The 21,474-nt window shown below is 69.0% G+C and carries 24 protein-coding genes; 9 read left to right on the forward strand and 15 right to left on the reverse strand.

Annotated features, from left to right (window positions below):
- Positions 1–92 precede the first annotated feature (92 nt).
- Complete coding sequence (locus NO978_RS04405) at positions 93–1,358, forward strand: KaiC domain-containing protein (protein ID WP_257298313.1); 1,266 nt, start codon at positions 93–95, stop codon at positions 1,356–1,358.
- Position 1,359: 1 nt separating this feature from the next.
- Here the strand turns inward: NO978_RS04405 and NO978_RS04410 are convergent, their stop codons facing one another.
- On the reverse strand, positions 1,360–1,788 hold the full coding sequence (locus NO978_RS04410) for a universal stress protein (protein ID WP_257298314.1): 429 nt from the start codon (positions 1,786–1,788) through the stop codon (positions 1,360–1,362).
- Between the two features lie 42 nt (positions 1,789–1,830).
- Positions 1,831–3,669, reverse strand: a complete 1,839-nt coding sequence (locus NO978_RS04415; RefSeq protein ID WP_257298315.1) for an ATP-binding protein — start codon at positions 3,667–3,669, stop codon at positions 1,831–1,833.
- A 116-nt stretch (positions 3,670–3,785) separates the two neighbouring features.
- On the opposite strand from NO978_RS04415, the gene NO978_RS04420 reads away from it, so the two are divergent.
- Together NO978_RS04420 and NO978_RS04425 are read left to right on the forward strand one after the other, a co-directional pair.
- On the forward strand, positions 3,786–3,989 hold the full coding sequence (locus tag NO978_RS04420; RefSeq protein ID WP_257298316.1) for a hypothetical protein: 204 nt from the start codon (positions 3,786–3,788) through the stop codon (positions 3,987–3,989).
- A 52-nt stretch (positions 3,990–4,041) separates the two neighbouring features.
- Positions 4,042–4,377 (forward strand): hypothetical protein, encoded by a 336-nt coding sequence (locus tag NO978_RS04425; protein WP_257298317.1) that lies wholly within the window; start codon positions 4,042–4,044, stop codon positions 4,375–4,377.
- An 18-nt stretch (positions 4,378–4,395) separates the two neighbouring features.
- Here the strand turns inward: NO978_RS04425 and NO978_RS04430 are convergent, their stop codons facing one another.
- A complete protein-coding gene (locus tag NO978_RS04430; protein ID WP_257298318.1) occupies positions 4,396–5,655 on the reverse strand; it encodes a DNA double-strand break repair nuclease NurA in 1,260 nt (419 codons plus the stop codon).
- 103 nt (positions 5,656–5,758) lie between these two features.
- Between NO978_RS04430 and NO978_RS04435 the strand changes: the two genes are divergently transcribed.
- From NO978_RS04435 to NO978_RS04455, 5 genes are all read left to right on the forward strand, one after another.
- Positions 5,759–6,016 (forward strand): hypothetical protein, encoded by a 258-nt coding sequence (locus tag NO978_RS04435; RefSeq protein ID WP_369684109.1) that lies wholly within the window; start codon positions 5,759–5,761, stop codon positions 6,014–6,016.
- 502 nt (positions 6,017–6,518) lie between these two features.
- Positions 6,519–7,409, forward strand: a complete 891-nt coding sequence (thiL, locus tag NO978_RS04440) for a thiamine-phosphate kinase (protein WP_257298320.1) — start codon at positions 6,519–6,521, stop codon at positions 7,407–7,409.
- 94 nt (positions 7,410–7,503) lie between these two features.
- The gene (purS, locus tag NO978_RS04445) at positions 7,504–7,758 is read left to right on the forward strand and encodes a phosphoribosylformylglycinamidine synthase subunit PurS (RefSeq protein WP_257298321.1); all 255 of its coding nucleotides are present in this window, start codon (positions 7,504–7,506) and stop codon (positions 7,756–7,758) included.
- Positions 7,755–8,435: a phosphoribosylformylglycinamidine synthase I gene (purQ, locus tag NO978_RS04450; RefSeq protein ID WP_257298322.1), complete on the forward strand. Its 681-nt coding sequence runs from the start codon at positions 7,755–7,757 to the stop codon at positions 8,433–8,435. Before purS ends, purQ begins: the two co-directional genes overlap by 4 nt.
- A gap of 115 nt (positions 8,436–8,550) precedes the next feature.
- The gene (locus NO978_RS04455) at positions 8,551–11,700 is read left to right on the forward strand and encodes a PAS domain S-box protein (RefSeq protein ID WP_257298323.1); all 3,150 of its coding nucleotides are present in this window, start codon (positions 8,551–8,553) and stop codon (positions 11,698–11,700) included.
- Here NO978_RS04455 and NO978_RS04460 read toward each other — a convergent pair whose 3' ends face one another.
- From NO978_RS04460 to NO978_RS04480, 5 genes are all read right to left on the reverse strand, one after another.
- A complete protein-coding gene (locus tag NO978_RS04460; protein WP_257298324.1) occupies positions 11,701–12,804 on the reverse strand; it encodes an archaeosine biosynthesis radical SAM protein RaSEA in 1,104 nt (367 codons plus the stop codon). It lies immediately after the preceding gene.
- Positions 12,805–12,863: 59 nt separating this feature from the next.
- The gene (locus tag NO978_RS04465) at positions 12,864–13,145 is read right to left on the reverse strand and encodes a hypothetical protein (RefSeq protein WP_257298325.1); all 282 of its coding nucleotides are present in this window, start codon (positions 13,143–13,145) and stop codon (positions 12,864–12,866) included.
- Positions 13,142–13,513 carry a helix-turn-helix domain-containing protein gene (locus NO978_RS04470; protein ID WP_257298326.1) on the reverse strand — a complete coding sequence of 124 codons (372 nt, stop codon included), beginning with the start codon at positions 13,511–13,513 and terminating at the stop codon, positions 13,142–13,144. The genes NO978_RS04465 and NO978_RS04470 overlap by 4 nt, the downstream gene beginning before the upstream one ends.
- Before the next feature lie 64 nt (positions 13,514–13,577).
- Entirely contained in the window at positions 13,578–14,621 is a 1,044-nt protein-coding gene (locus tag NO978_RS04475) for a halocyanin domain-containing protein (protein ID WP_257298327.1), read from the reverse strand.
- A gap of 32 nt (positions 14,622–14,653) precedes the next feature.
- The gene (locus NO978_RS04480) at positions 14,654–15,055 is read right to left on the reverse strand and encodes a VanZ family protein (protein ID WP_257298328.1); all 402 of its coding nucleotides are present in this window, start codon (positions 15,053–15,055) and stop codon (positions 14,654–14,656) included.
- Positions 15,056–15,142: 87 nt separating this feature from the next.
- Between NO978_RS04480 and NO978_RS04485 the strand changes: the two genes are divergently transcribed.
- Entirely contained in the window at positions 15,143–15,556 is a 414-nt protein-coding gene (locus tag NO978_RS04485) for a DUF123 domain-containing protein (RefSeq protein WP_257298329.1), read from the forward strand.
- Here NO978_RS04485 and NO978_RS04490 read toward each other — a convergent pair whose 3' ends face one another.
- The 7 genes from NO978_RS04490 to NO978_RS19910 all read right to left on the reverse strand — a co-directional run bounded on the left by NO978_RS04490 (position 15,557) and on the right by NO978_RS19910 (position 21,474).
- On the reverse strand, positions 15,557–15,970 hold the full coding sequence (locus tag NO978_RS04490; RefSeq protein WP_257298330.1) for a hypothetical protein: 414 nt from the start codon (positions 15,968–15,970) through the stop codon (positions 15,557–15,559).
- A gap of 276 nt (positions 15,971–16,246) precedes the next feature.
- Positions 16,247–17,998: an archaeosine synthase subunit alpha gene (gene arcS, locus NO978_RS04495; protein ID WP_257298331.1), complete on the reverse strand. Its 1,752-nt coding sequence runs from the start codon at positions 17,996–17,998 to the stop codon at positions 16,247–16,249.
- Positions 17,999–18,075: 77 nt separating this feature from the next.
- Positions 18,076–19,551, reverse strand: a complete 1,476-nt coding sequence (gene tgtA / locus NO978_RS04500; RefSeq protein ID WP_257298332.1) for a tRNA guanosine(15) transglycosylase TgtA — start codon at positions 19,549–19,551, stop codon at positions 18,076–18,078.
- A 67-nt stretch (positions 19,552–19,618) separates the two neighbouring features.
- Positions 19,619–19,795 carry a hypothetical protein gene (locus NO978_RS04505; RefSeq protein ID WP_257298333.1) on the reverse strand — a complete coding sequence of 59 codons (177 nt, stop codon included), beginning with the start codon at positions 19,793–19,795 and terminating at the stop codon, positions 19,619–19,621.
- A gap of 193 nt (positions 19,796–19,988) precedes the next feature.
- The gene (locus NO978_RS04510; protein ID WP_257298334.1) at positions 19,989–20,537 is read right to left on the reverse strand and encodes an NUDIX hydrolase; all 549 of its coding nucleotides are present in this window, start codon (positions 20,535–20,537) and stop codon (positions 19,989–19,991) included.
- Positions 20,538–20,582: 45 nt separating this feature from the next.
- Positions 20,583–20,900, reverse strand: coding sequence for an alpha/beta fold hydrolase (locus NO978_RS19905; RefSeq protein ID WP_369684103.1), 318 nt, complete (start codon positions 20,898–20,900; stop codon positions 20,583–20,585).
- Between the two features lie 28 nt (positions 20,901–20,928).
- Positions 20,929–21,474 (reverse strand): alpha/beta fold hydrolase, encoded by a 546-nt coding sequence (locus tag NO978_RS19910; RefSeq protein WP_369684104.1) that lies wholly within the window; start codon positions 21,472–21,474, stop codon positions 20,929–20,931.

Below are 21,474 nucleotides of genomic sequence, written 5' to 3' on the forward strand. Positions count from 1 at the left end.
CAGATGTTCCCCCTCGACGACCAGGTCGACGGCACTGCACCGCACCCCACGACTGCGTGTCGGACCGACTGTCCGAACGGAGCTGGCGTGTCATGAGTGACGACGACGAGCTGGACTGGTTCGAGCGGGCCGTCCGCGAGCGCCACGGACGACAGCCCAGCGACGACACCGACGACGCTGACAGCGACGGCGGGGACACCGACGGCACCGACAGCGCTGACGCCGACGGCACCGACAACGCTGACACCGACGACACTGACAAGCAGGGGGCAACGACGGCTGGTGACGGTGCGACCGCGGCGGATACGCCCGACGATCCGACGGCGACCGACGCCTGGGAGGCTCTGGACACCGCCGAGGTCGCCGACGGCGACGGTGCCGACCCCGAACTGGACGACGCAACCGGCAGCGACGGGGACGACGGCGGCGGGGGGTTGTTCGACGACGACTTCGGCGCGGCGATGGGCGACATCCAGCTTCCCGACAGCGCGGGCGGCTCCGGCGGTGGCGGGATGGACGCCGACATCGGCGAGATGGACGGCAACGTCGGCGACTTCGACCCCGGCGAGTTCGACATGGGCGACGGCGGCGATCAGTTCGGTATGGGCGGCGGGGCCAGCCTGGGCGGCACCAGCTTCGACGACGACGAGTTCGACTCGGACCTGCCGCGCATCGACCTCGGCATCAAGGGCCTCGACGAGATGGTCCAGGGTGGCGTCCCCGAGCGCTCGCTGATGGTCACCATCGGCTCGGCCGGGACCGGGAAGACGACCTTCGGGCTGCAGTTCCTGAACGAGGCCCTGGAGAACGGCGAGCGGGCCATCTTCATCACGCTCGAGGAAAGCAGCGAGCGCGTCGTCAACTCCGCCGTCGAGAAGGGGATGCCGTTCGACGAGTACGTCGACGAGAACCGGCTCGCCGTCGTCGACATCGACCCTATCGAGATGGCGAACAGCCTCGCCTCCATCCGGTCGGACCTGCCACGGCTCATCGAGCAGTTCGGGGCGACCCGACTCGTGCTGGACTCCGTCTCGCTGCTGGAGATGATGTACGACTCCCGGGCCAAGCGCCGGACTGAGGTGTACGACTTCACGCAGAGCCTGAAGAACTCGGGCATCACGACGATGCTGACGAGCGAGGCCAGCGAGGACTCGCCGTTCGTCTCCCGCCACGGCATCGTCGAGTACCTCACCGACGCCGTGTTCATCCTCCAGTACGTCCGTCCGTCCGATTTCAGGGAGACGCGCCTCGCCGTGGAGATCCAGAAGATCCGCGACGCGAACCACTCCCGCGAGACGAAGCCCTACGAGATAACGGACAAGGGCATCTCGGTCCACCGGCAGGCGAACATCTTCTGAGCTACCGCACGACCGTCACGGGCACCGGCGACCGCCGGACGACCGTCTCGGCGACGCTCCCGAGCACGATGCGCGAGACGCCCGAGCGCCCGTGGCTGCCGGTGACGATGTGGTCGCAGTCGTGCTCGTTCGCGTACTCGACGATGGTCTTCGCGGGCCGGCCGACGACCACATCAGTCTCCACGTCGACACCCGCCACGGTCGCCAGTTCGGTCGCTTCCGCGAGTCGGTCCTGGGCCTCCTCGCGGGCGTCCTCGTACCACTCGCTCGCGAACGTCGGCATCGAGAACAGCCGCTTCGTGTTGGCCTCGCCCGGGTCGACGATGGCCAGCACCAGCAAAGTCGCGTCGCCGAACTCGCGCAGGGCGAACTCCAGCGCCTCGGTCGACTGCTCGGAATCGTCGTAGGCGACGAGGACACGGCCCCTCATGCGGAGTAGTACCACGGCACGCGACGTAAAGCTTCGACCAAGCTATCGGCCGTGCTCGGTCACACACGTCGACAGCCCGATGCACTCCACGGGCTCGGAGTTGTCGGGCGAGTAGACGACCATCTGTCCCTTCTCCATGTAGGGCACCTTGCTCTCCAGGTTCGGCGGGATATTGACGGACTTGATGGCGTCCTCGTCGCCGAGGTTCAGGACGACCTTCGTGTTCACCTGCTTGAACACCGGGTCGGCGATGTCCTGGGGGTCCTGTGTGATGAGAAACAGGCCGAGGCGCTCCTTCCGGCCCTGCTTGGCGGCGTCGGTGAACTTCGAGATGACCTTCCGGGCCTGCACGTTGTCGGCGTCGGTGAGGAAGTTGTGCGCCTCGTCCATGCCGAGCACGAGCGGCGTCTCCTTGATGCGGTCGTGGGTCGGGTCGTTCGAGAGCTTCTCGTCGACGAGCAGGCTGGCGAGCGCGAGGACGACCGTCGTCGTCGCCCGGCTGTCGTTGACGTGGTACGTCGGAACGACGGAGACGCCGCCGGGCCGGACGAACTCGTGGACGAGGTCGGTGATGGGCCGGGCGGCCTGGTCGAACACGTCGCCGAAGCCGTAGGTCCGCCGCTTGACGGCGTCGAAGGTTGCCTCGTGGACCCGGCCGGACTCGTCCAGTTCCTCCTTCAGCGCGGGGTCGTCGAGGAACCGCCTGAACTGCTCGTACGTGCCCTCGTTCCCGTGCTGGTCGAAGAAGCGCTTGAGGAGGTACTTCAGCGCCGGGTACTGGTTGTCGTTCAGCCCCGCGCTGGCGACGAGCCAGGGGCGCGAGCGCACCATCGAGAACGGCACGGTGAACTCGACCTGTTCGGCGCGGTGGTGGTCTGCGGCGTAGGTCGCCCGCCCGACCTTCGGGACGAACGCCGTGGTGTCGTCGACCCCGCCGTGAGCGATGCCCTCGCGCTCCAGCCGCCGGGCGAACCCGTCGGTCATCGCGGGGTTGTCGTCGTGCATCTGGGCGTACTCGTCCTGCGGGTCGAACATCACGAGCGCCGGAGTCACGGACCGTCCGTCCTTCATCGGGTACGTGCGCTCGTCGGCGACGTACTGTCGGAGGATGTTCTTCGCGCCGTGGGTCTTCCCAGAGCCGGTGCCGCCGGCGACGAGCGTGTGCCGGAAGACGAGCGGGTCCCCCGAGTCGTAGTCGTCCTTCAGCCGGTAGTCGATGGTCGGCGGCTCCGCGTTCGTCTCTACCCTCTCGCCGCCGACTGAGAGGTGGCCCACGAACACGCCGTCCTCCGGCATCTTCAGCCCGGTCTTGATCTCGGAGGTGTCCGCGGCCTCCCGCACGACCGTCTCCGGCTTCGGGACACGGTCGACCATCCGCCGGGTCAGCTCGCCGTCCTGCTCGAACAGCACGGCCATCGGCTCCAGCGTCGCCATGAACTTGTAGTCGGCCTCGTCGATGCCGTCGCGTCGCATCGCCCGCCGGGCGTGTATCTCGGTGGCGTCGTCGGCGTGGAACGCCTGCGCGTACTCCAGGCCGGTGATGCGACAGAACAGCCGCTCGCCGTCGGGGTAGGGGACGAGGAGATAGGAGCCGATGCGGACGTTCGGCCGGTTGCCCGTGGTGACGTACGCCCGGAGCTGGGTGTCCTCCTCGCGCTCGCAGATCTGGAGGCCCTCGGAGACCGCGATGGTGCCGATGCCGCGGTCGCTGCCCCGGGGCGAGACGTCGAGCGGTTCGAACTCGTCCTCGCGGGCGGACGAACCGCCGTCGGCGGCCGAGTCGCCCGTCGCCGGCGCAGCGCCGTCGTCGTCCACGCCGACCGACGGCCCGCCTCCGTCGTCGCCGCCGTCGAAGTCGCCGAAATCGCCGAGGTCGGTCATGTCAGGGCCAAGGCGGGCCGGGGTCAAACCCGTTTCCCATCCAGTGACCGCGTGTCTCGACTCCGAGAACCGCGGACCCACCTTTTTCTCCCCGCGACCACGAGCGTAAAAGGAAGATGCGAAAAGCCCTGCTACAGCTCCTCCTGTTCGCCGGCTACGTGGTCGTCATCCTCGGCTGGTTCCTCGCCAACGACCCGAACGCGGTGAGCTTCGTCGTCGGTGTCAACCTGGGTGTCGCATTGGTCGGACTCACCCAGTCGGCTCTCAAGCTGTACCGCCCCGACAAGTACCAGTTCGTGTACGAGGCCGAGGGGTCGTGATCGAGACCTGTAGCCCGCGCTCTTATGCGGCCCCGGAACGTAGCGGCGGGTCATGTTGCTCGTACGCGGGAGCGCGGCCGGCACCGACCTGACGGGGACCATCTACGAACGCGGCGAGGAGGCCCCGCAGTTCCAGGGTGCGCCCGACGAGGACGCGCCGTACGTCTGGGTCTGCGACGAGTTCTACGCGGTCGAGAGCGGCGGCACAGTACAGCAGGTCGGCGGCGAGACGGTCAACGTCGCCTTCGAGTCCCCGATGCCCCGTGGCTTCGAGACGAAGGACCAGGCCGTCGCGGCGGCCGAGGAGCACGTCCGCACGCAGTTCGCCCGCATCGGCGTCGACCCGACCGACGTCGAGGTGACGACGACGAAGGCCGAGCCCGCCTGACCACCGCCGACCCGATACCTACTCGCCGTCGCCCCAGCGCATGTCGTCGTAGTTCCGGGCGCGGCGGGCGTCGAAGCTCTCCTCCAGCGTCTCGCGGAGCGCGCGTTTCTCGTCGCGGCTGATCCGCGCCAGCTCGTCGGCCTTCGCGACGGCACGCGGCGGGCCGGACTCGGCGGCGACCTCCTGCATCGCGAACAGTCGCAGGTCCTCACGCAGGTCGGCGTCCTTCGTGAACGCGTAGGGCGCTTCGAGCCGGTAGACGATGTCCTCGCGCGGGTCGTACACCATGCAGAACGTGACCTCGTACTCGCTGGCGTCGAGTCCGCGCTCCACGCCGAGGGCGTCGCCGTCGGTCGAGAGCGGGCGGTCGACGCCACCCCGCGACCGGAACCAGTTCGTGCAGGTGAGCCGGTCCGTGTCGCGCTCGTACGCCCCGGTCTCGCCGGGGTCGCGTCGTTCGAGTACCCGCGAGAAGAACGCGGAGTCGTCGACCCAGGGGGCCTGCCCGCCCTGCTTCCGGACCACCTGCGTGACGACTTTCGAGGCGGGATTCTTGACGAAGCCGACGAGCGGCACGTCGCGCTGGACGAACGTCTCGACGAGCTCGACGTAGTTCCCGACGACCTCGCGAGGCTGGTCCTCTTCGGCGAGCAGCGTGGCGAGTTCGGGGTGGCGGTCGGCCCACTTCAGCAGCCCCTTCGGGTAGAGCGGCCCGTCGAGCACGAGCAGTTCGTCCACCTCGTCTGCGTGTTCGAGAGCGTGGTCCGACTCGGCGAGGTAGAGCGCAAGCGCGTGGACGACGCCCTCCTCGAACCGGTTGACGTGTGGCGCGTGGCGGATCTGTGACCTGATGTACCCATCGTCTCCCTCCTCCCAGTCGGCCTCGTCCACGTCGACCGTCGCGTCGTTCGTGTGGACGGTCATCACGAGTGTGCGCGCCCGGTGCAGATCGAGGTCCGACGGCGTCGCGGACATCGCCGCCTGCGCGATGTCGAGCACCAGCCCGTTCGTGAACGTCGTCGGGTTGATCGTGCCCGAGTCCAGCCCGTGGACGGTGTCGAACGCCGTCTCGGTCAGCGCCACGTCCTCGACCGGGGCCGAGTGCCGCGCCAGCCCGTCGAGCGGTTCGAGCACCGTCCGGCCGTCGTGGACCAGCGGGGCGAGGAACTCGTTCCAGACGGTCTCCGCGAACGCCCGGTGGTCCGACTCGTTCACGTCGTACCGGATGCGGCGGGCCAGCTCCGCGATGCCGTCGAAGTGCACCGGGTCGAGCGTCATACCAGCGGGGTTCGACCCCGACCGGTAAAAACCGACGGTTAACTCGGTTCCGTGTTCAAATTTACCAACGGTCTTATGTTTCGCGGTGTCGGAGCTACCGATGATGGTAAATCAGGGTGCAGACCCCGTCCAGACCGAGGGCGACGCCGACTACGACTGGTGCCAGACCGACGATGGCGTCCGCATCTTCGACCCAGACAACGCCGACGCCTGGGTCGAGATGTCGTTCGAGGCCGGCGTCGACCCCGAACACCGCCTGTTCATGGTCTGCGACGACTGCGGCGCCGTGTTCGCCCAGCGGACCCGCCCCGGAAACGGCTCGCGCTGTGGCGACTGCGGTGCCGAGTTCGTGTCCGAATAATTCGGTCTCGAATTTGTTTCGGCTCGTCGTTTCTCGTTGCGTGACTGCGGTTGGTGTGTGAGTCGTGGGACTCGCCGGTGACGCCAACAGCCAGAAAGCCCCGCCAACCTTGAGAGCAGACTCGACCCCAAACAACCAGAAAGCCCCGGCGGGCTACGCTCCCGGGACCATAACTGCGCTCCTCGCTCCGCTGCGGTGCTTGTTGGGTCCGGGTTCGCGTAGCCCGCAGCCCCTTTCAGTCCCACCCCCGCAACCGCGACCACACCGCGCCAGCCCTCCCCCTCGACACCCACGCGCCTGCCGGCGCGGGGTGTCTTGGCCGTGCGGCTGGTGACGGCGTCGTCGTCCGGATGAGTTTACAAATGCTGTCAACCCCTGTTCCGGCGCGCGGCTGTGTTGCATGCCGAGCGGGACGGTGCGCTCTGGCTATCGTGGTCGCCGGAGTGGAATCTATTCCCGGACCGCGTTCCTTTTGCCACACGCCACGAAACACGTGGCCGACATGAACGAACGGGCGGCGCTCTCGCTCGTCGGCGGCCTCGTCGACCATGCGGGGGACGACGCGGCGGTCGTCGACGGGACGGTCGTGACGACTGATATGCTCCACGACCGGACGGACTTCCCCGCAGGGACGACGCGGTACACGGCAGGCTGGCGGGCGGTCGGCGCGTCGCTGTCGGACGTGGCGGCGACGGGAGCCGAGGCGACGGGGGCGGTGGCGGTGTACGCGGCACCCGATTTCGAGGAGTCGGAGCTCCGCGAGTTCCTGCAGGGGGCGACGGACGTCTGCGAGGCGGTCGGGGCGGAGTACGTCGGTGGCGACCTCGACACACACCAGGAGTTCACGGTCGCGACGACGGCGCTCGGACGGACCGACGACCCGGTGGGGCGGAGCGGTGCGGAGCCGGGCGACCGGCTGTGCGTGACCGGGGCGCTCGGACGGAGCGGCGCGGCCCTGCGACTGTTCGAGGCGAGCGAGACGGACCGCGCGAACGAGCTGTTTCGGTTCGAGCCCCGTGTCGCCGCCGGGCTGGCGCTGGCCGAGCACGCGACGGCGATGATGGACTCCAGCGACGGGCTCGCGCGCTCCTGTCACCAGCTCACCGAGGCGAGCGAGGTCGGGCTGGCGCTCGATGGCGACGCCGTGCCGGTCGACAGCGCGGTGCACGATGTCGCCGCGGACGAGGCGACGGTCCGCGAGCTGGCCTGGTACTTCGGGGAGGACTTCGAGCTGGTCTGTACGGTCCCCGAGCACGCGGTCGAGGACGCCCGCGCCGACTGTCCGGTGCCGCTGTCGGTCGTCGGCGAGGTCACGGACGGCGACGATGGCGACCTCGCCGTCAGTATCGACGGGGAGGCGCTGCCCGACCGCGGGTTCACGCACGGGGAGTGAGCCGGCGTCGTGGCCGACCGAGACGCTATCCACGAACGTGCATCACAGGCGTGAGTCACAAGAGTTTTTGAACACGAACGCGCGTCTCCACCTGATGAGCGCCTACACCGCCACGGTGACTGTCCGACTCAAGCAGGGAGTCCTCGACCCGGAGGCCGAGACGACCAAGCGCGCGCTGGAGCGCCTGGGCTTCGAGCTGTCGGGGCTGCGCTCGGCCGACCGGTTCGAGGTCGATCTGGACGCGGCTGACGAAGACGCCGCCCGCGAGCGTGCCTCGGAGATGGCAGAGCGCCTGCTCGCGAACCCGACCATCCACGACTACGACGTGGAGGTCGCCCCGCGCGAATGACGGTCTCCGTCGTCCGCTTCGGCGGGTCGAACTGTGACCGCGACGCCCTCCGGGCCCTGGAGGACCTCGGTATCGACGCCGAGATCGTCTGGCACGAGGACGGCCTCCCGGCCGACACGACGGGCGTCGTGCTCCCCGGCGGCTTCTCCTACGGGGATTACCTTCGCGCCGGCGCGATGGCCGCACGCTCGCCCGTCATGGACGAGGTGCGCGAGCTGGCGAGCGAGGGCGTCCCCGTCCTCGGCGTCTGCAACGGCGCGCAGGTCGGCTGCGAGTCCGGGCTGACCGAGGGCGCGTTCACGACGAACGCCAGCGCCCGCTTCCAGTGCGAGCACGTCCACGTCCGGGTCGAGCGCACCGACACGCCGTGGACCGCCGGCTACGAGACGGGCGAGGTCATCGAACTCCCCATCGCTCACGGCGAGGGGCGCTACGAGATCAGCGAGGACCGTCTCACGCAACTGGAGACCCAGGACAGGGTCCTGTTCCGGTACTGCGACGCCGACGGCAACCTCACGGACGAGGCGAACCCGAACGGCTCGAAGCACAACGTCGCCGGTGTCGTCGGCGAGCGCGACTCCGTGGCAGTGTTGATGCCCCATCCGGAGCGCGCCGCGCTCGCGGACGTCGGTGGCACCGACGGACGGCCGCTCCTTCGCGGCTTCGCCGCCGAGTAGGGCGATTCGACGGCCAATCGAGGCCCGATTCGGGGCTCGTAACGGCTAAAGCATTAAAGTCCGTGGCTGTCTTCGGTGCGGATAACTGGTGGCTCGTGGTGCCGCCGAGAGTCGAATGACTGGACGGACAACACGCCTCCTGCTCGTCGCGCCCCCCGGCGACGTGCGGACGAAGACGGTAGCGTCGCTTCCCTGGTCGGTGAGCACTGCGCCCGACGTGGCGTCAGCACTCGACGAACTCGATGGCGAACCCGACTGCGTCGTCGCGACGGACACGATCGACGGCGACCCACTCTCCCTGCTCGAGACGGTACGTGAGCGACGGCCGACACTACCCTTCTTCGTTCTCACCGAGGACGGCGACGAAGCCCTCGCGAGCAGGGCCGTCGCGGCCGGTGTGGACGGCTACGTTCCCGTCTCGGCCGGTCCCGAGGTACTCCGCGAGCGCGTCGCCGACGTGGTCGAGCCGACGGCCGGTCCGACCGTCGACAGCGAACTCGACCGCCTCAGGCTCGTCTACGACCAGGCACCGCTCGCGGTCGTGGAGGTCGACGCCGACGGTCACATCACCGCCTGGAACGCCGGCGCGGCCGACATCTTCGGCCACGAGCCGGCCGCGGCGATCGGCGAGCACGTCGTGGAACTGCTCGTCCCACCCGACGAGCGCGAGGCCGTCCGGCTCGTCTCGGACGCCGCGCTCTCGCCCGACGGCGACGTTCCGGAGGTCAACGTGAACCGGAACGTCACCGCCGACGGCGAGGAACTGACCTGTGAGTGGTACAATAGGACGCTGACCGACGACGACGGGAGCGTGCTCGGAGCGCTCTCGTTCGTCCGGGACGTGACCGACCGCGTGGACCGCCGCGAGACCGTCGAGTCGCTTCAGGCGACGACCAGCGAACTCGTCGGCGTCGAGGAACCAGCCCAGGTCGCCGACTTCGTGGTCGAGGCCGCCCGGACTGTCCTCGACCAGCCCTACGCCGCCGTCTTCTTCCACGACGAGGTCAGGGAGGTTCTCCGCCCGGTCTCGGCCACCGTGGACAACTTCGAGGAACCGACGTTGCTCGACCCGAACGACGGGCTCGCCTGGCGCGCGTTTCAGGAGCACGAGACGGTCGTCATCAACGAGGATGCGACGTCGAAGACCGGGATGCCCGGTAGGTTGGCGCTCGAGAGCGCCATCGTCGTCCCGCTGGCCGACCACGGCATCCTCGCCTTCGGGTCCCGGTCACGCAGCGCCTTCGACCGGACCGACGTCCACATGGCGAACATCCTCGCGTCGACGACGCAGGCTGCCCTCGACCGGAGCACCCGCGAACGCGAGTTGGAGCGACACCACACCATCGTGGAGGCAGCGGGCGACGGCGTGTTCGCGCTCGACGAGTCCGGACGCTTCCGTGCGGTCAACGACGTGATGGCCGAGATGATCGGCTACGAGCGGGAGGACCTGCTCGGCCGCCACGTCGACGAGGTCCTCCCGGACGAGCAGATCGAACGCGGCCGTGAGGAGCTGGCGGCGCTGGGCGACGGCGACACCGGCAGCGAGACACACACCTTCGAGCTCGAGTTCGGCGAGGAGGGGGTCGTCGAGTACGAGGCGACCATCGCCAGCCTCCCCGACGAGACGACTTTCGACGGGACGGCGGTCGTCGTGCGCGACATCTCCGAACGCAAGCGCATGGAGGCCGAACTCGTCGCACAGAAGCGCAAGATAGAGGCACTGCACGCCATCGCCTCCGACCTCGACGACTGCGAGACTCGCGACGAGATATGGACGCTGACCGTCGAGGCCGCAGAGCGAGTGCTCGACTTCGACATCTGCTGTGTCGACGAGGAAGTCGACGAGTTCCTCGTCTCCAGAGCGCTCTCCTCCGAGGTCGAGCCCAGAGGCTACGACGACCGCGCCCCGGTGACCCAGGGACTCGCGGGGAAGACACACCGAACGGGCGAGTCTTTCCTCATCGACGACGTGACCGCCGACAACGCGGCCGAGCCGGAGGACCGGGCGTACAGGTCGCTTCTCTCCGTGCCCGTCGGCGACGAGGGAGTGTTCCAGGCCGTCTCCGACGAGGTCGGCGCGTTCGACCAGTCCGACCTCGAGCTCACGGAGCTCCTGATGACCCACGTCGCCGACGCGCTGGAGCGAGCGTCGTTCGAGACCGAGCTCAAGGACGAGCGCGATCGGTTCGCAGCCCTGTTCCAGAACGTTCCCGACCCGGTGGTGTACGCGGTACACGACGAGGACAGGTCTCCCCGGGTCGTCGAGGTCAACGCCGCGTTCGAGCAGGTGTTCGGCTACGACGCCGACGAGATCGCCGGCAGCAACCTCGACGAGTTCATCGTCCCTCCGGACCGGGACGACGAGGGACAGCACATCAACGAGCGGGCGAACCGCGGCGAGCTGGTCGAGGGCGAGGTGAAGCGACGCACGACCGACGGCCTACGGGATTTCCTGATGACCGTCGTCCCCGTCGACCTGGACGAGACCTCCCCGCGGACGTTCGGGGTCTACACCGACATCACCGAGCGCAAGGAGCGGCAGAAGCGCGTCGAGATACTCAACCGCGTGCTTCGACACGACCTGCGCAACGGGATGAACATCATCAAGGGCTCGGCGGAGATGCTCGGCGGCGTGGTCGACGGGACCACCGCCGTCGGCTACTCGGAGACCATCATCGACCGCGCGGACGACCTCATCGGCCTCGCCGAGAAGACCCGTGCCGTCGAGCGCACGCTCGACCGTGACCGCACGGCGACCGGCCCGGTGAACGTCCGCGAGGGCGTCAGCACGTCCATCGCGCGGCTCTCCGAGCAGTACCCGGCGGCCGAGTTCACGACCGACCTGCCGGAGTCCGCACAGGTCCGCGCGGACGACCTGCTCCGGACGGCCATCTTCCACGTCATCGAGAACGCGGTCGAGCACAACGACACCGACGAGCCGGAGATCCACGTGAGCGCGTCCCGCAGCGAGACCGACTCCGACGTCCTGAAGGTGTCGGTCGCGGACAACGGCCCCGGCATTCCCGAGCCGGAGCGCGCACTCCTCTCCGAGGAACAGGAGATCACACAGCTCAGACACGCCAGTGGCCTCGGTCTCTGGCTGGTCAACTGGGTCGTCACCCAGGCCGGTGGCTGGCTCAGCTTCGAGGACAACGAGCCGCGGGGTACCGTCGTCACCCTTCACGTGCCGCTGGCGATGTCGTCGGTCGTCGACGAACGGGAGACGGATGGCCGAGAGAAGAACGGGACGACGCTGCCGGAGTGACTACCGGGCCAACGGCATGTTGTAGCTGGTCTCGCGCTCCAGGACGGCCGACCACGTCAGCTCGCAGTCACAGGACACCTGCTCGAACACCGACGGGTCCTGCCGCACGTCGAAGTCCTTGATAGCGGTCTGGACGCGGTCGTCGCACTCGCCGCAGTTGTGCGCGCCGCGGTCGGAGCCGTGACCGACCGGGTCGGAGACGACGATGGCGTCGCAGTCGGTGGTCGACTCCAGCACGTCCGCGACCGACCAGAGCCACGGCGGGCGGTAGCCGCCCCGGAAGAACAGCTCGTCGACCATCGTGTACCGCTGGACGTTGCAGGGGTTCATCGAGACGGTGTGACAGCCGTCGACCGCGCTGCAGCGACGCACGGACGACTTCATGTCTTCGAGCGCCTCCGGCTCCGAGAGAAACGGCGGCTTCATCAGCAGGTACGCCTTCACGCCGGCGTCGCCCTCGTCGTCCCCCGCTGCCTCGTCGGCCGCGACGGCCTCGGCGCAGGCGTCCTCGAAGTCCGCGAAGTCGAAGTACTTGTTCACGCAGTCGTGACGCACGCGGTCGGTCGCCGTCTCCAGTCCGACGGCGACGTCGGTGTCCAGCCCGTGACGGGTGAACTCGCCGATCTTCTCCCTGTCGACGAAGTCCGGCAGCGACTCGACGACGATGCGCTCGCGGTCCGCGAACGTCTCCGCGATGGCACGGCGGGTCTCCGCACCGACCTCGCGCTCGTCGAGGAAGCTCCCGGAGGTGTAGATTTTGATGAGGTCGCTCTGCTCGTCCGCGTTCTCGGCCTCGTGGTCCAGACAGACCGCTATCTGGTCCATCAGCGCCTCGTGACTCACCGAGCCACCTTCGACGGACTCGGCGACGTAGCCACACATCGTGCAGCCGCCGGCGCGAGCCCAGCGGCAGCCGCCGGTGTTCAGGATGATGGTCAGGCTCTGGAACACGCCGCCGGGCGTGTTGTCCTCGTCGAGCCACACCCGCGTCGGCTCGTGGGGGTCGTACGTCTCGTCTTTCTCGGCGCGGATGCGACGCATCACCTGGTTGTGCGCGTCCATCCCCTTCCCCTGCTCGTACACCTCGGGGCTGGGCTTGCTCATTGCCGGAGAACAACGGTCGTGTGCGTAAATCCGCTTCGGGTCGCCGAGGGGCCGACGGCTCAGTCGGCGTACAGCGAGTAGAGGATGACGCCGAAGCCGACGGTGGTCAGCAGGCTCTCGATGGCCAGCGCGACGGTGCGGTCGTCGGTCCCCATGATGAACTGGTCGGCGGCACCGGCCAGCATCGCGCCCAGCGTGACGAAGCCGAAGCCGACCGCCAGCGCACGGAGCGCGGGCGATCCGGTCCGGCGGTACGCCTTCGTGGCGAAGTAGGTGATGAGGCCGCCGAAGACGAGCGCGAGCGTCTTGAACGCGATGACGAGGGCTGAGAGGTGTGTCATGTCTCCTTGCGCACCTCCTCCCACATCGACGCGAGGCGTTCGTCTGGCGTTTCGGGTGGCCGAGCGATGCGTAGTTCGAGCGAGTGGTCCTCGGCGAGCATGATTGTGACGTTCTCGAAGTTGACGCGGTACTGCGACGTGTGACGGCCGTCCGGACGGAGCTGGGTCTCCTCGACGAGCAGCGACGCCTCGGTGAGCTGTTCGAGCTTCCGGTAGGTCGTCGAGAGCGGGATGTCGCACTCCTCGGAGAGTTCACTGGCGGTCATCGGCTCGTCGAGCGCCTCGATGATCGTGTGGCAGTCCTCGTCGTCGAGGGCATCGACGACAGACTGGAACTCCGGTTCGTCCGTCGCGGACGGGTCGTACATCCGTATCCAGCTACTGCGAACGGATGCATTAAGACAGTTCGGTTTTTCGGGCGCCGGCTGGCGGTCAGTTTCCGCCGCCCGGTTCATCTTCCGGCCGGCCGTCGGAGCCCAGCCCCATCGCGATGCCGACGAGCGCGGGGAACAGCAGCAGCGAGCCGAAGCCGCCGACGAAGGCAAGCTCCAGAGGTTCGATGCTGGATTCGCCGACCGGGCGGGGCTGGGACGTGGGCTCGGTCCAGCCCTCGGCGGCGCTCTCGTCGGTGCCGCCGTCGCCGGTCACCACGACGGCACCCTTCATGCCCAGCCCCTCGTGGGGTTTGCAGTAGTACTTGTGGATGCCGGGCTCCTCGAAGGTCCGCGAGTAGGTGTGCCCCGGGTCGCTGACGAGTTCGGAGCCCCAGTTCGCGCCCTCGGCGAGCACGTTGTGGACGCCGCCGTCGCCGGTCCACTCCCAGACGACCTCGGTGCCAGGGTCGACCCGGATCGCTGGCGGGGCGAACCCGAACGCGCCGCCGTTGGCCTGGCTCCCGACCTGGACGGTCACGCTGTCACTCCCGGTCTCGTTCGCGGTCGACTCGTAGTTCCCCACGTCGTCGAACCAGCCGCCGTAGTCCGGCTCTTCGAAGCTCTCCTGGCCGCCGCCACCGCCGGACGACCCGGCGTCACCGACCACCACGACGCCTTTCATGCCAAGCCCCTTGTGGGGATCGCAGTAGTACTTCACCACCTGCGCCTCGTCGAAGGTCTGCGAGTAGGTGTGCCCCGGGTCGCTGACGAGTTCGGAGCCCCAGCCGCCCGAGTCCGGGAGGACGTTGTGGACACTGCCGTCGCCGGTCCACTCCCAGACGACCTCGGTGCCAGGGTCGACCCGGACCGCCGGTGGCGAGAAACCGAACGCGCCGCCGTTGGCCTGGCTCCCGACCTGGACGGTCACGCTGTCGCTGCCCGTTTCGTCGACGACTCCGTCGTAGTTGCCGACGTTGTCCAGCCAGCCGTCGAACGTCGGCTGGTCCTGTGCGGTTGCCGTCGCGCCCGTCGCAGCGAGGCCGGCCCCGACGCCGAGTGCTCGGAGTGCAGTCCGCCGCGTGCAGGTGCCCTGTGAGCTCATACACGAGAGTCGTCCCGGTGGAGAAAAGCCTGTTACGAGCGTTCCCAGCGCCCGGGAGACCTTTTCGCGGCGAGCTGCCAGCCACCCACGCCGACGAGCGCGCCGACCGCGTTCGCCGTGCCGTCGAGGAGCGAGGCAGTTCGCCAGGGGACGAACGACTGGAGGACCTCCACGCCGACGCCGACGGCGACGACGACGCCGACCGCCAGCAGCGCCGCTCGCAGCGTCGACCGGCCGAACGACCGTGCGACCAGCCCACCGAGCAGGGCGTAGCCGAGCCCGTGTTGCCACTTGTCCGCCGGCAGGACGCCGAACGGGCCGGTCGTCGCCGTCGCTGCCCCAGGTGGGTCGACGAGCGAGGCGACGACGACGACCGTCGCCCAGCCGACCGCGGGCCCCCAGCGCCACGCACGCCGGCGGTCGAGTCGGGTCACGGCCCCGACTCCGGGACGACGGCACAAAAGCCGGTCGCGTCGGCGTGGACCGCCGGCTTCTTGCAGTCGCCGCCGGCACGTCCGCTCATGGCTGGTGGTACGTACACGCTACTCGTCGAACTCTCGCGCTCCGTCACGCTCGACGTCGGTGCCCTCGGCGAGGTGGCGCTGGACGCGGGCTGGTACGGATACACGGGCAGCGCGCTCGGCAGCGGCGGGTTCTCGCGGCTGGACCGGCACCGCGCGGTCGCCGCCGGCGAACGCGACGTGCAACACTGGCACGTCGACTACCTGCTGGGACACGACGCCGCGACGGTCGCGGGCGATGTGCGGACTGCCGACGATGTCGAGTGCGCCGTCGCCCGACGGCTCCCCGACGCAGTTCCCGGCTTCGGCTGTTCGGACTGTGACTGCACCAGCCACCTGACCTGGGCCGCCGACGAGTCGGCGCTCCGTGCGGCTGTCGAGGACGCGCATCGGGCGGCCAGCAACGGGCGGTGACTAACGCGGCTCGGGCTCGGTGCTCGTATCCCCGCCGTCGGTCGCGGCCTGTGGCGTGTCCTTCCCGATGACGACGCACTCCCGCACCTCGAGGGCCGTCGCGAACTCCTGGACCCGGTCGGCCTCACGCGCGAGTCGGTGCAGGTGCTCGACGTGGGCACGCTCGACCGCGTGGGAGTCCGTCGCATCGAAACCGAGGCGCTCGCCGATAGTCGCCCAGTGTCCCCATTCGACGAAGAAGACGAACGCCTCGCTCGTCTCGTGGACGCACTCGTAACGGCTCCGGTAGTCGTCGACCCGGAGCCCGAGGTCGGCCTGCACCAGCCCGACGAGTTCGGGAAGGCGGTTCGGCGGCACGCCGGCTCTCGCTGCCGCGAGCAGCACTGCCTCGTCCGGTATCGGGTGGTCTCTCATCCTCGTCACCCCGAACGGGCGTCGGTCTGCAATGTGGACGCCTCACGACGCTCCGGTGTCCTGTTCCTGCAACGCTCGCAACTCGTCGCGACCGACTCCTGCCTCATCGGTTGTATCCAGCGACTCAGCGCCTATAAACTCGCCAGGCAACCAGTTGGTAGCCGCGTTCCAACGAATATGTAGGTCATACGAATCTGGTCCCCGCGACCGGCCGGGTGACTGCGAGCGAGACTGCCGGAGCGGGCCACGAACTACGTATCGAGACGAACGACCTGACTACTTCTCTTCGACGTGGCGGACCGACGCCGCCTCGCCACGCGTGCTCTCGACCATCGCTGCGCCGTGCATCTGTGCACGACCGATGGCGTAGGCAGCCGGCCCCTCGACGACAACCTCGTCGCCGACGCGGATGTCCTCGTCGGCGTCGACGACGCCGGGCGCGAGCACGCTGCCGTGCGGAACGAAGCCGTCGATCTCGACCCGCTTCGTCGGCGCGTCGCTCTCGTCCCAGCGGCGGGCTCCTTCGAGCGTGAAGGAGAGCGTCCCGTAGCTCGGGACCTGCGTCGCGAGCTGCTCGCCGTCGTCGTCGCGGACCTGGAGCTTCGGGTACCGACTCGTCGTCCGGAACGACTCGAACAGGTCGTCGCCCGCGCCGTCGCCGAGCTGGACGTCCGCCAGCGCCCGGACCGTGTTGTGCTCGCGTTCGCGCTTGCTGTAGGCGTCCTCGCCCGCCAGCGCGTCGCGCAGGTTCCCGAGGCTCTCGCTCGTCGTCGGGTGGTCCGCGACGGTGTACTCGACGGGGACGTCGAGGTCACCCTCGATGCGTTCGAGGATGGGCCGATAGTCGTCCGGAACGTGTGCGACGATACGTGGGTAGTCGCTCCGCTCGAGGTAGCGCCGGAGCACCTCGCTCACGAACTCCACCTCGTCGGCGCTCCAGCGGCCCGTCACCACGGAGTCGTAGTGCTGGGCGGGGTACGTGGTCTCCAGCTCCTGCGGGACGACGCCGATCGGCGAGGTCATCGAGACGATGTGGCCCCGGAACTGGATGGCGTCCATGTACTGCCGGTGGCTCTGGGACTCGCTGTAGGGCTTCGCGGCCGAGCACGGCACGAGCACGAGCGGGTGGTCGTCGAACCGGCTCCGGTACCGGGTCGTCACGCGCTCGGCGAAGCGCTGGATCTCGGCCCGGCGGATGGTGTCCTCCGTCGCCGCGTCCAGGTCCGCGCCGCGGTAGACGGGCGTCCGCTCCTCCAGGTAGCTGTACTGCTGGTCGAGCTCGCGCATGAGCGCCGTGAGCCACTGGTCCTGGCGGGCCTGGCCCTCGATGTAGTCGCGTAGACGGCCGTCGCGGATGCGTCGACGGACCCGCCGTAGCTCGGCCTCGAGGACGTTGACGTTGTGTGCCGCACAGTCCTCGCGGCCGAACTCCTCGCGCGGCGTCGCGCAGGCCGGACAGGCACACGGGAGCTCGTCGAGGTCCTCGAGGAAGTAGGCGTCGTCGGTCGTCAGGTAGCGGCCCTCGGTGCCGCGGACGTAGGCCCGGTGGGCGTCGAACAGGTCGACCCCGGCGTAGGCGAGGACGGCGACGTTCCGCGGCGTGGCGACGCCAGAGAGGTAGAGCCCGGTGTCGTCCGGGATTGCGTCGCGGACTGCCAGAACGAGGTCTTTCATCCCCGCACCGTGGCCGAGCGAGCCACCGGCGTCCGAGACGACGTAGGCGTCCGCGCCGTGGTCGGCCGCCGTGTCCGCGGAGACGACCGCGGCGCTCGGGTAGTCGACGGACGGGTAGTCGACGGCGAAGGAGTCGGCGACTTCGTCAGCGGTGCCTGCCGGGAGGCCTCGATGCGGAAGGACGGTCAGCCGGGACTCGTCGCCGTCGGGTAGCTCGCGCTCGGCCCGCCAGAGGCTCCCGGCGTCGTCGACGTGCTCGTCCACGAGCGCCGGCGTCGTCACGGCCTCGGTCAGCCGGAGCTCGGCCAGCCGGGCCGCGCCGTCGCGCTCGAGAACCTCGAAGTAGTCGGTCATGGCACGGTGTCGGGGACCGACGGACTACTATCTTGCTTTGTGCACCGACATCCGCTCCGGGGCGAGCGGGCCAGCGTTCAGCGGTCGCCGCGCCACAGGTTCTCGACGCTCACCGACTCCGGAACGAGCGCCAGCGCGCTCTCCGGCCAGCCCTCGTGGGCGAGTGTGAACGAGGTGTCGGGATTCACGTCGGCGAGTCGTGCCACGCCGCTGGCGGCGGCCTCGTACGCGTCGCGGTCGAGCCGGCTCGGCATCTCCGCGGTCAGCGGGTAGGTGTTCCGGAGCGCCTTCGGGAACGGGCCGAAGGGCGGAACGACCGGCCAGGACTCGTCGTAGTCGCTCGAGTGGTCGCCCTCGGTCAGCAGCACCTCGCCCGACGGGGAGAGCCGGTCCAGCCGCTCGTGGTGCCGGACGACCTCCGGCCGCTGTGCGCTCTCGTTCGAGAGGTAGAAGAACGAGCCCTTCGACGCGGGGTCGGTCTCCTCCAGCTGGGCCGCGTGGTCGGTGAGCGCACGGTAGCCGTCGAGCATCGCCGGATGGGCGCGGGCGCGCCGCTCGACGAGCTCCATGAGGTCGCCGTCGCGGATGGCCTGCTTGATGGTGCGCATCTCCGCGAAGGTGACGTGGAGGTTGTGGGCGGCGAGTGCCTCCTCACGGTCGCGGTCGTCCATCGCACGGAGAGACTCCGGCGTCTCGTCGACGCAGACCGGACACGAGCAGGGCATGTAGTCGAGCTCCTCGACGTGTTCGGTGCCGTCGACCGTGAGGTAACGGCCATCCCGGGCGTACAGCGCGTACGCCGCCGAGTCGAACAGGTCACAGCCCATGGCGACGGCGAGGGCGAACATCATCGGGTGCCCCGCCCCGAACAGGTGGACCGGGCAGTCGCGCGAGAGGCCGCGCTTCGACGCGGCGACCACGTCGACCATCTCGTCGTAGCGGTAGTCGTTCAACAGCGGGACGACCGCGCCGACGGGGAACACATCGAGGTCCGTCTCCGCGGCGTGTGCACCGGCGTCTTCGCGCAGGTCGGGGTGGGTCGAGCCCTGCACCGGCGCGTTGACGAGCATGTCGCCCACGTCGATGGTCTCGGCGAGCTCCAGGCGCTCCTGTGTCGTGCGGAGTTCGGACTCGGCGCGCTCGTGGGAGACGTCCGGGGGCGTCGGGATGTCCACGGGCGTGCCGATGTCGCTGCCGATCTCGTGCTGGAACTGGAGTATGTCCTCGGTGTTCGTGTCGATCTCGCCGTACTCGGCGAGCTGGAAGCTCCCGGAGTCGGTGACGATGGCTCCGTCGAAGTCGAGCAGGTCGTGGAGCCCCTGGTCGCGGGCGTCGGCTTCGAGTCCATCGGTCGTCTTGATGATGTAGGAGTTCGTGATGATGATCTCCGCGCCGAACTCGTCGGCCATCCGCGAGGGCTCGATGGTGACTATGTTCGGATTGACGACCGGCATCAGCGCGGGGGTCTCGACGGTGACGCCGGCACGGGGAACGGTCAACTCCCCGATGCGACCGCCGGCGTCGCTGTCGCGGACCTCGAACTTCTCTCTCATTGGCGTCGGCTACCCGGGCACCGGCGGTAAGGGTATCGTTTGGCGACGAGGTGCGCGTTCGGCGGGACTACCGGTAGTGCGCCGGCACGCGATCGGGGCGTCGCGCCTCGAGATACACGGACGCAGCGGCGAGTAATGCGAACGGGAGCCCCGCGCCGACGGCGAAGCCGTAGCTGACGAGGACGATCAACCCGGCGAGCCGCACCGCGAGCGTCGTGCGGTACGAGAGGAACCGACGCTGCACACGTCTCCTAGGTGTCGTACCGACAAAACCACTGTGGTAGGAGATAACACGACATCGAGCAGACGGTGGGGGCGGACAGGCGACGCGGCAGGGGGCACACGACGGTGCGTCGCACACCGGCCTCGGCCGTCGCGTGGCGATTCTCAGCGCACGCCACGTCTGGGCGCGGTATCGTACTTGAACCCCCGGCCGCTCAGCCGAACAGTTCGTAGTAGCAGAGTGCGGTGATGGCCCGCCCGTCGCGCAGAGCGCCGTCGCGGGCGGCGGCTAGCAGCTCGTCGTAGGGGCGGGTGTCGACCAGGATGCTCTCGTCGTGGTCGAGCTCCTGGTCGCCCGCCGGCTCGCAGTCGCGGGCGACGAAGTGGTGGTGGACGGAGTTGCCGACGCCGTTGGAGGGCTCGACGGTCGTGAGTGGTTCGACGCTCCCGGCCTCGTAGCCGGTCTCCTCGCGGAGCTCGCGCCGGGCGGCGAGCGAGAGGTCGTCGTCGTCGGGCTCGACGCTGCCGGCGGGGAGGCCGTTGTTGACGCGGCCGACCGCCTGCCGCCACTCGTCGATGACGACCACGTCGCCGCCGGGAGTGAAGGGGAGCACGACCACCGCCGGCGGCTCGTCGACGTAGTCGTAGTCGGTGCGCGTGCCGTCGGGCAGCGTGACCTCGTCGTGGACGACGTCGAAGCCGGGACACTCGTAGGCGACGTGGGACGACTCGACGCGCCACGCGAGTTCCTCGTCGTCGGTCATGCCCGTCTCTCGGCGGCGGAGGGTGAAAAGCGTGCGTCTCCCGGCTCAGTCGTGGGCGTCGAAGAACTCGCGCAGGTTGTCGGTCACGGCGTCGGGCTCGTCGAGGTGGAGCCAGTGGCTCGCGTCGGGGAACCGCACGACGCGGAGGTCGGACACCCACTCGTCGAGCCCCTCGGTGAGGTTGGGCGAGAGCGCCTCGTCGTCCAGTCCCCAGAGGACCTGCGTCGACACGTCGACGTCGAGGGGCGGTCCCTCACCGCCGACGAGCGGGAGCATCGACAGGCCGAGGGTACGGAACAGCGCCCGGTAGTAGTTGATAGCGGAGGTGGGAGTACCGGGGAGCGTGAACGCGTGTTCGAACATGTGGACGTCCTCTGCGGAGCAGGCGTCCTCACTGCTGGTCCGCTCGGCGAACAGCTCGGAGAAGATCCGGCCGCTCGCGGCCCCGAACAGCCGTTCCGGTAGCCACGGCACCTGGAACCAGAGGGCGTACCACGAGCGCCGGAGCTGGCCCGGATTGCGGAGCAGTTCGCGCTGGAACGCGCCGAGGTGGGGCGCGTTCAGCACGGTGAGCGTCTCGACGACGGCGGGGTGGCGCGCGCCGATATCCCAGGCGACGACGCCCCCCCCAGTCGTGGCCCACCACGTGGCCCGTCTCGCCGAACGCTTCGACGAGACCGACCACGTCGCGCGAGAGCCGGCCGAGCGTGTAGGCGTCTTTCCCGTGGGGTTTCTCGGAGGTGTTGTAGCCCCGCATGTCCGGCGCGACGACGTGGTAGCCGGCGTCGGCGAGGGCGGGGAGCTGTCGGTGCCAGGTGTACCAGTACTCGGGGAAGCCGTGGAGGAGGACCACCGTCTCGTCGTCGGGGTCGCCGGCTTCGACGTAGTGGAGGCGCACGTCGTTGACGATGGTCTGGTCGTGCTCGACGTCCGGCAT

The organism is Haloarchaeobius sp. FL176, from assembly GCF_024609245.1.
Lineage (GTDB): Archaea > Halobacteriota > Halobacteria > Halobacteriales > Natrialbaceae > Haloarchaeobius.

Bases quoted from the DNA above. Each gene is read 5' to 3' on its own strand.
- NO978_RS04405 (WP_257298313.1), top strand. From the start codon at position 93: ATGAGTGACGACGACGAGCTGGACTGGTTCGAGCGGGCCGTCCGCGAG.
- NO978_RS04410 (WP_257298314.1), bottom strand. From the start codon at position 1,788: ATGAGGGGCCGTGTCCTCGTCGCCTACGACGATTCCGAGCAGTCGACC.
- NO978_RS04415 (WP_257298315.1), bottom strand. From the start codon at position 3,669: ATGACCGACCTCGGCGATTTCGGCGACTTCGACGGCGGCGACGACGGA.
- NO978_RS04420 (WP_257298316.1), top strand. From the start codon at position 3,786: ATGCGAAAAGCCCTGCTACAGCTCCTCCTGTTCGCCGGCTACGTGGTC.
- NO978_RS04425 (WP_257298317.1), top strand. From the start codon at position 4,042: ATGTTGCTCGTACGCGGGAGCGCGGCCGGCACCGACCTGACGGGGACC.
- NO978_RS04430 (WP_257298318.1), bottom strand. From the start codon at position 5,655: ATGACGCTCGACCCGGTGCACTTCGACGGCATCGCGGAGCTGGCCCGC.
- NO978_RS04435 (WP_369684109.1), top strand. From the start codon at position 5,759: ATGGTAAATCAGGGTGCAGACCCCGTCCAGACCGAGGGCGACGCCGAC.
- thiL (WP_257298320.1), top strand. From the start codon at position 6,519: ATGAACGAACGGGCGGCGCTCTCGCTCGTCGGCGGCCTCGTCGACCAT.
- purS (WP_257298321.1), top strand. From the start codon at position 7,504: ATGAGCGCCTACACCGCCACGGTGACTGTCCGACTCAAGCAGGGAGTC.
- purQ (WP_257298322.1), top strand. From the start codon at position 7,755: ATGACGGTCTCCGTCGTCCGCTTCGGCGGGTCGAACTGTGACCGCGAC.
- NO978_RS04455 (WP_257298323.1), top strand. From the start codon at position 8,551: ATGACTGGACGGACAACACGCCTCCTGCTCGTCGCGCCCCCCGGCGAC.
- NO978_RS04460 (WP_257298324.1), bottom strand. From the start codon at position 12,804: ATGAGCAAGCCCAGCCCCGAGGTGTACGAGCAGGGGAAGGGGATGGAC.
- NO978_RS04465 (WP_257298325.1), bottom strand. From the start codon at position 13,145: ATGACACACCTCTCAGCCCTCGTCATCGCGTTCAAGACGCTCGCGCTC.
- NO978_RS04470 (WP_257298326.1), bottom strand. From the start codon at position 13,513: ATGTACGACCCGTCCGCGACGGACGAACCGGAGTTCCAGTCTGTCGTC.
- NO978_RS04475 (WP_257298327.1), bottom strand. From the start codon at position 14,621: ATGAGCTCACAGGGCACCTGCACGCGGCGGACTGCACTCCGAGCACTC.
- NO978_RS04485 (WP_257298329.1), top strand. From the start codon at position 15,143: ATGGCTGGTGGTACGTACACGCTACTCGTCGAACTCTCGCGCTCCGTC.
- NO978_RS04490 (WP_257298330.1), bottom strand. From the start codon at position 15,970: ATGAGAGACCACCCGATACCGGACGAGGCAGTGCTGCTCGCGGCAGCG.
- arcS (WP_257298331.1), bottom strand. From the start codon at position 17,998: ATGACCGACTACTTCGAGGTTCTCGAGCGCGACGGCGCGGCCCGGCTG.
- tgtA (WP_257298332.1), bottom strand. From the start codon at position 19,551: ATGAGAGAGAAGTTCGAGGTCCGCGACAGCGACGCCGGCGGTCGCATC.
- NO978_RS04510 (WP_257298334.1), bottom strand. From the start codon at position 20,537: ATGACCGACGACGAGGAACTCGCGTGGCGCGTCGAGTCGTCCCACGTC.
- NO978_RS19905 (WP_369684103.1), bottom strand. From the start codon at position 20,900: ATGTTCGAACACGCGTTCACGCTCCCCGGTACTCCCACCTCCGCTATC.
- NO978_RS19910 (WP_369684104.1), bottom strand. From the start codon at position 21,474: ATGCCGGACGTCGAGCACGACCAGACCATCGTCAACGACGTGCGCCTC.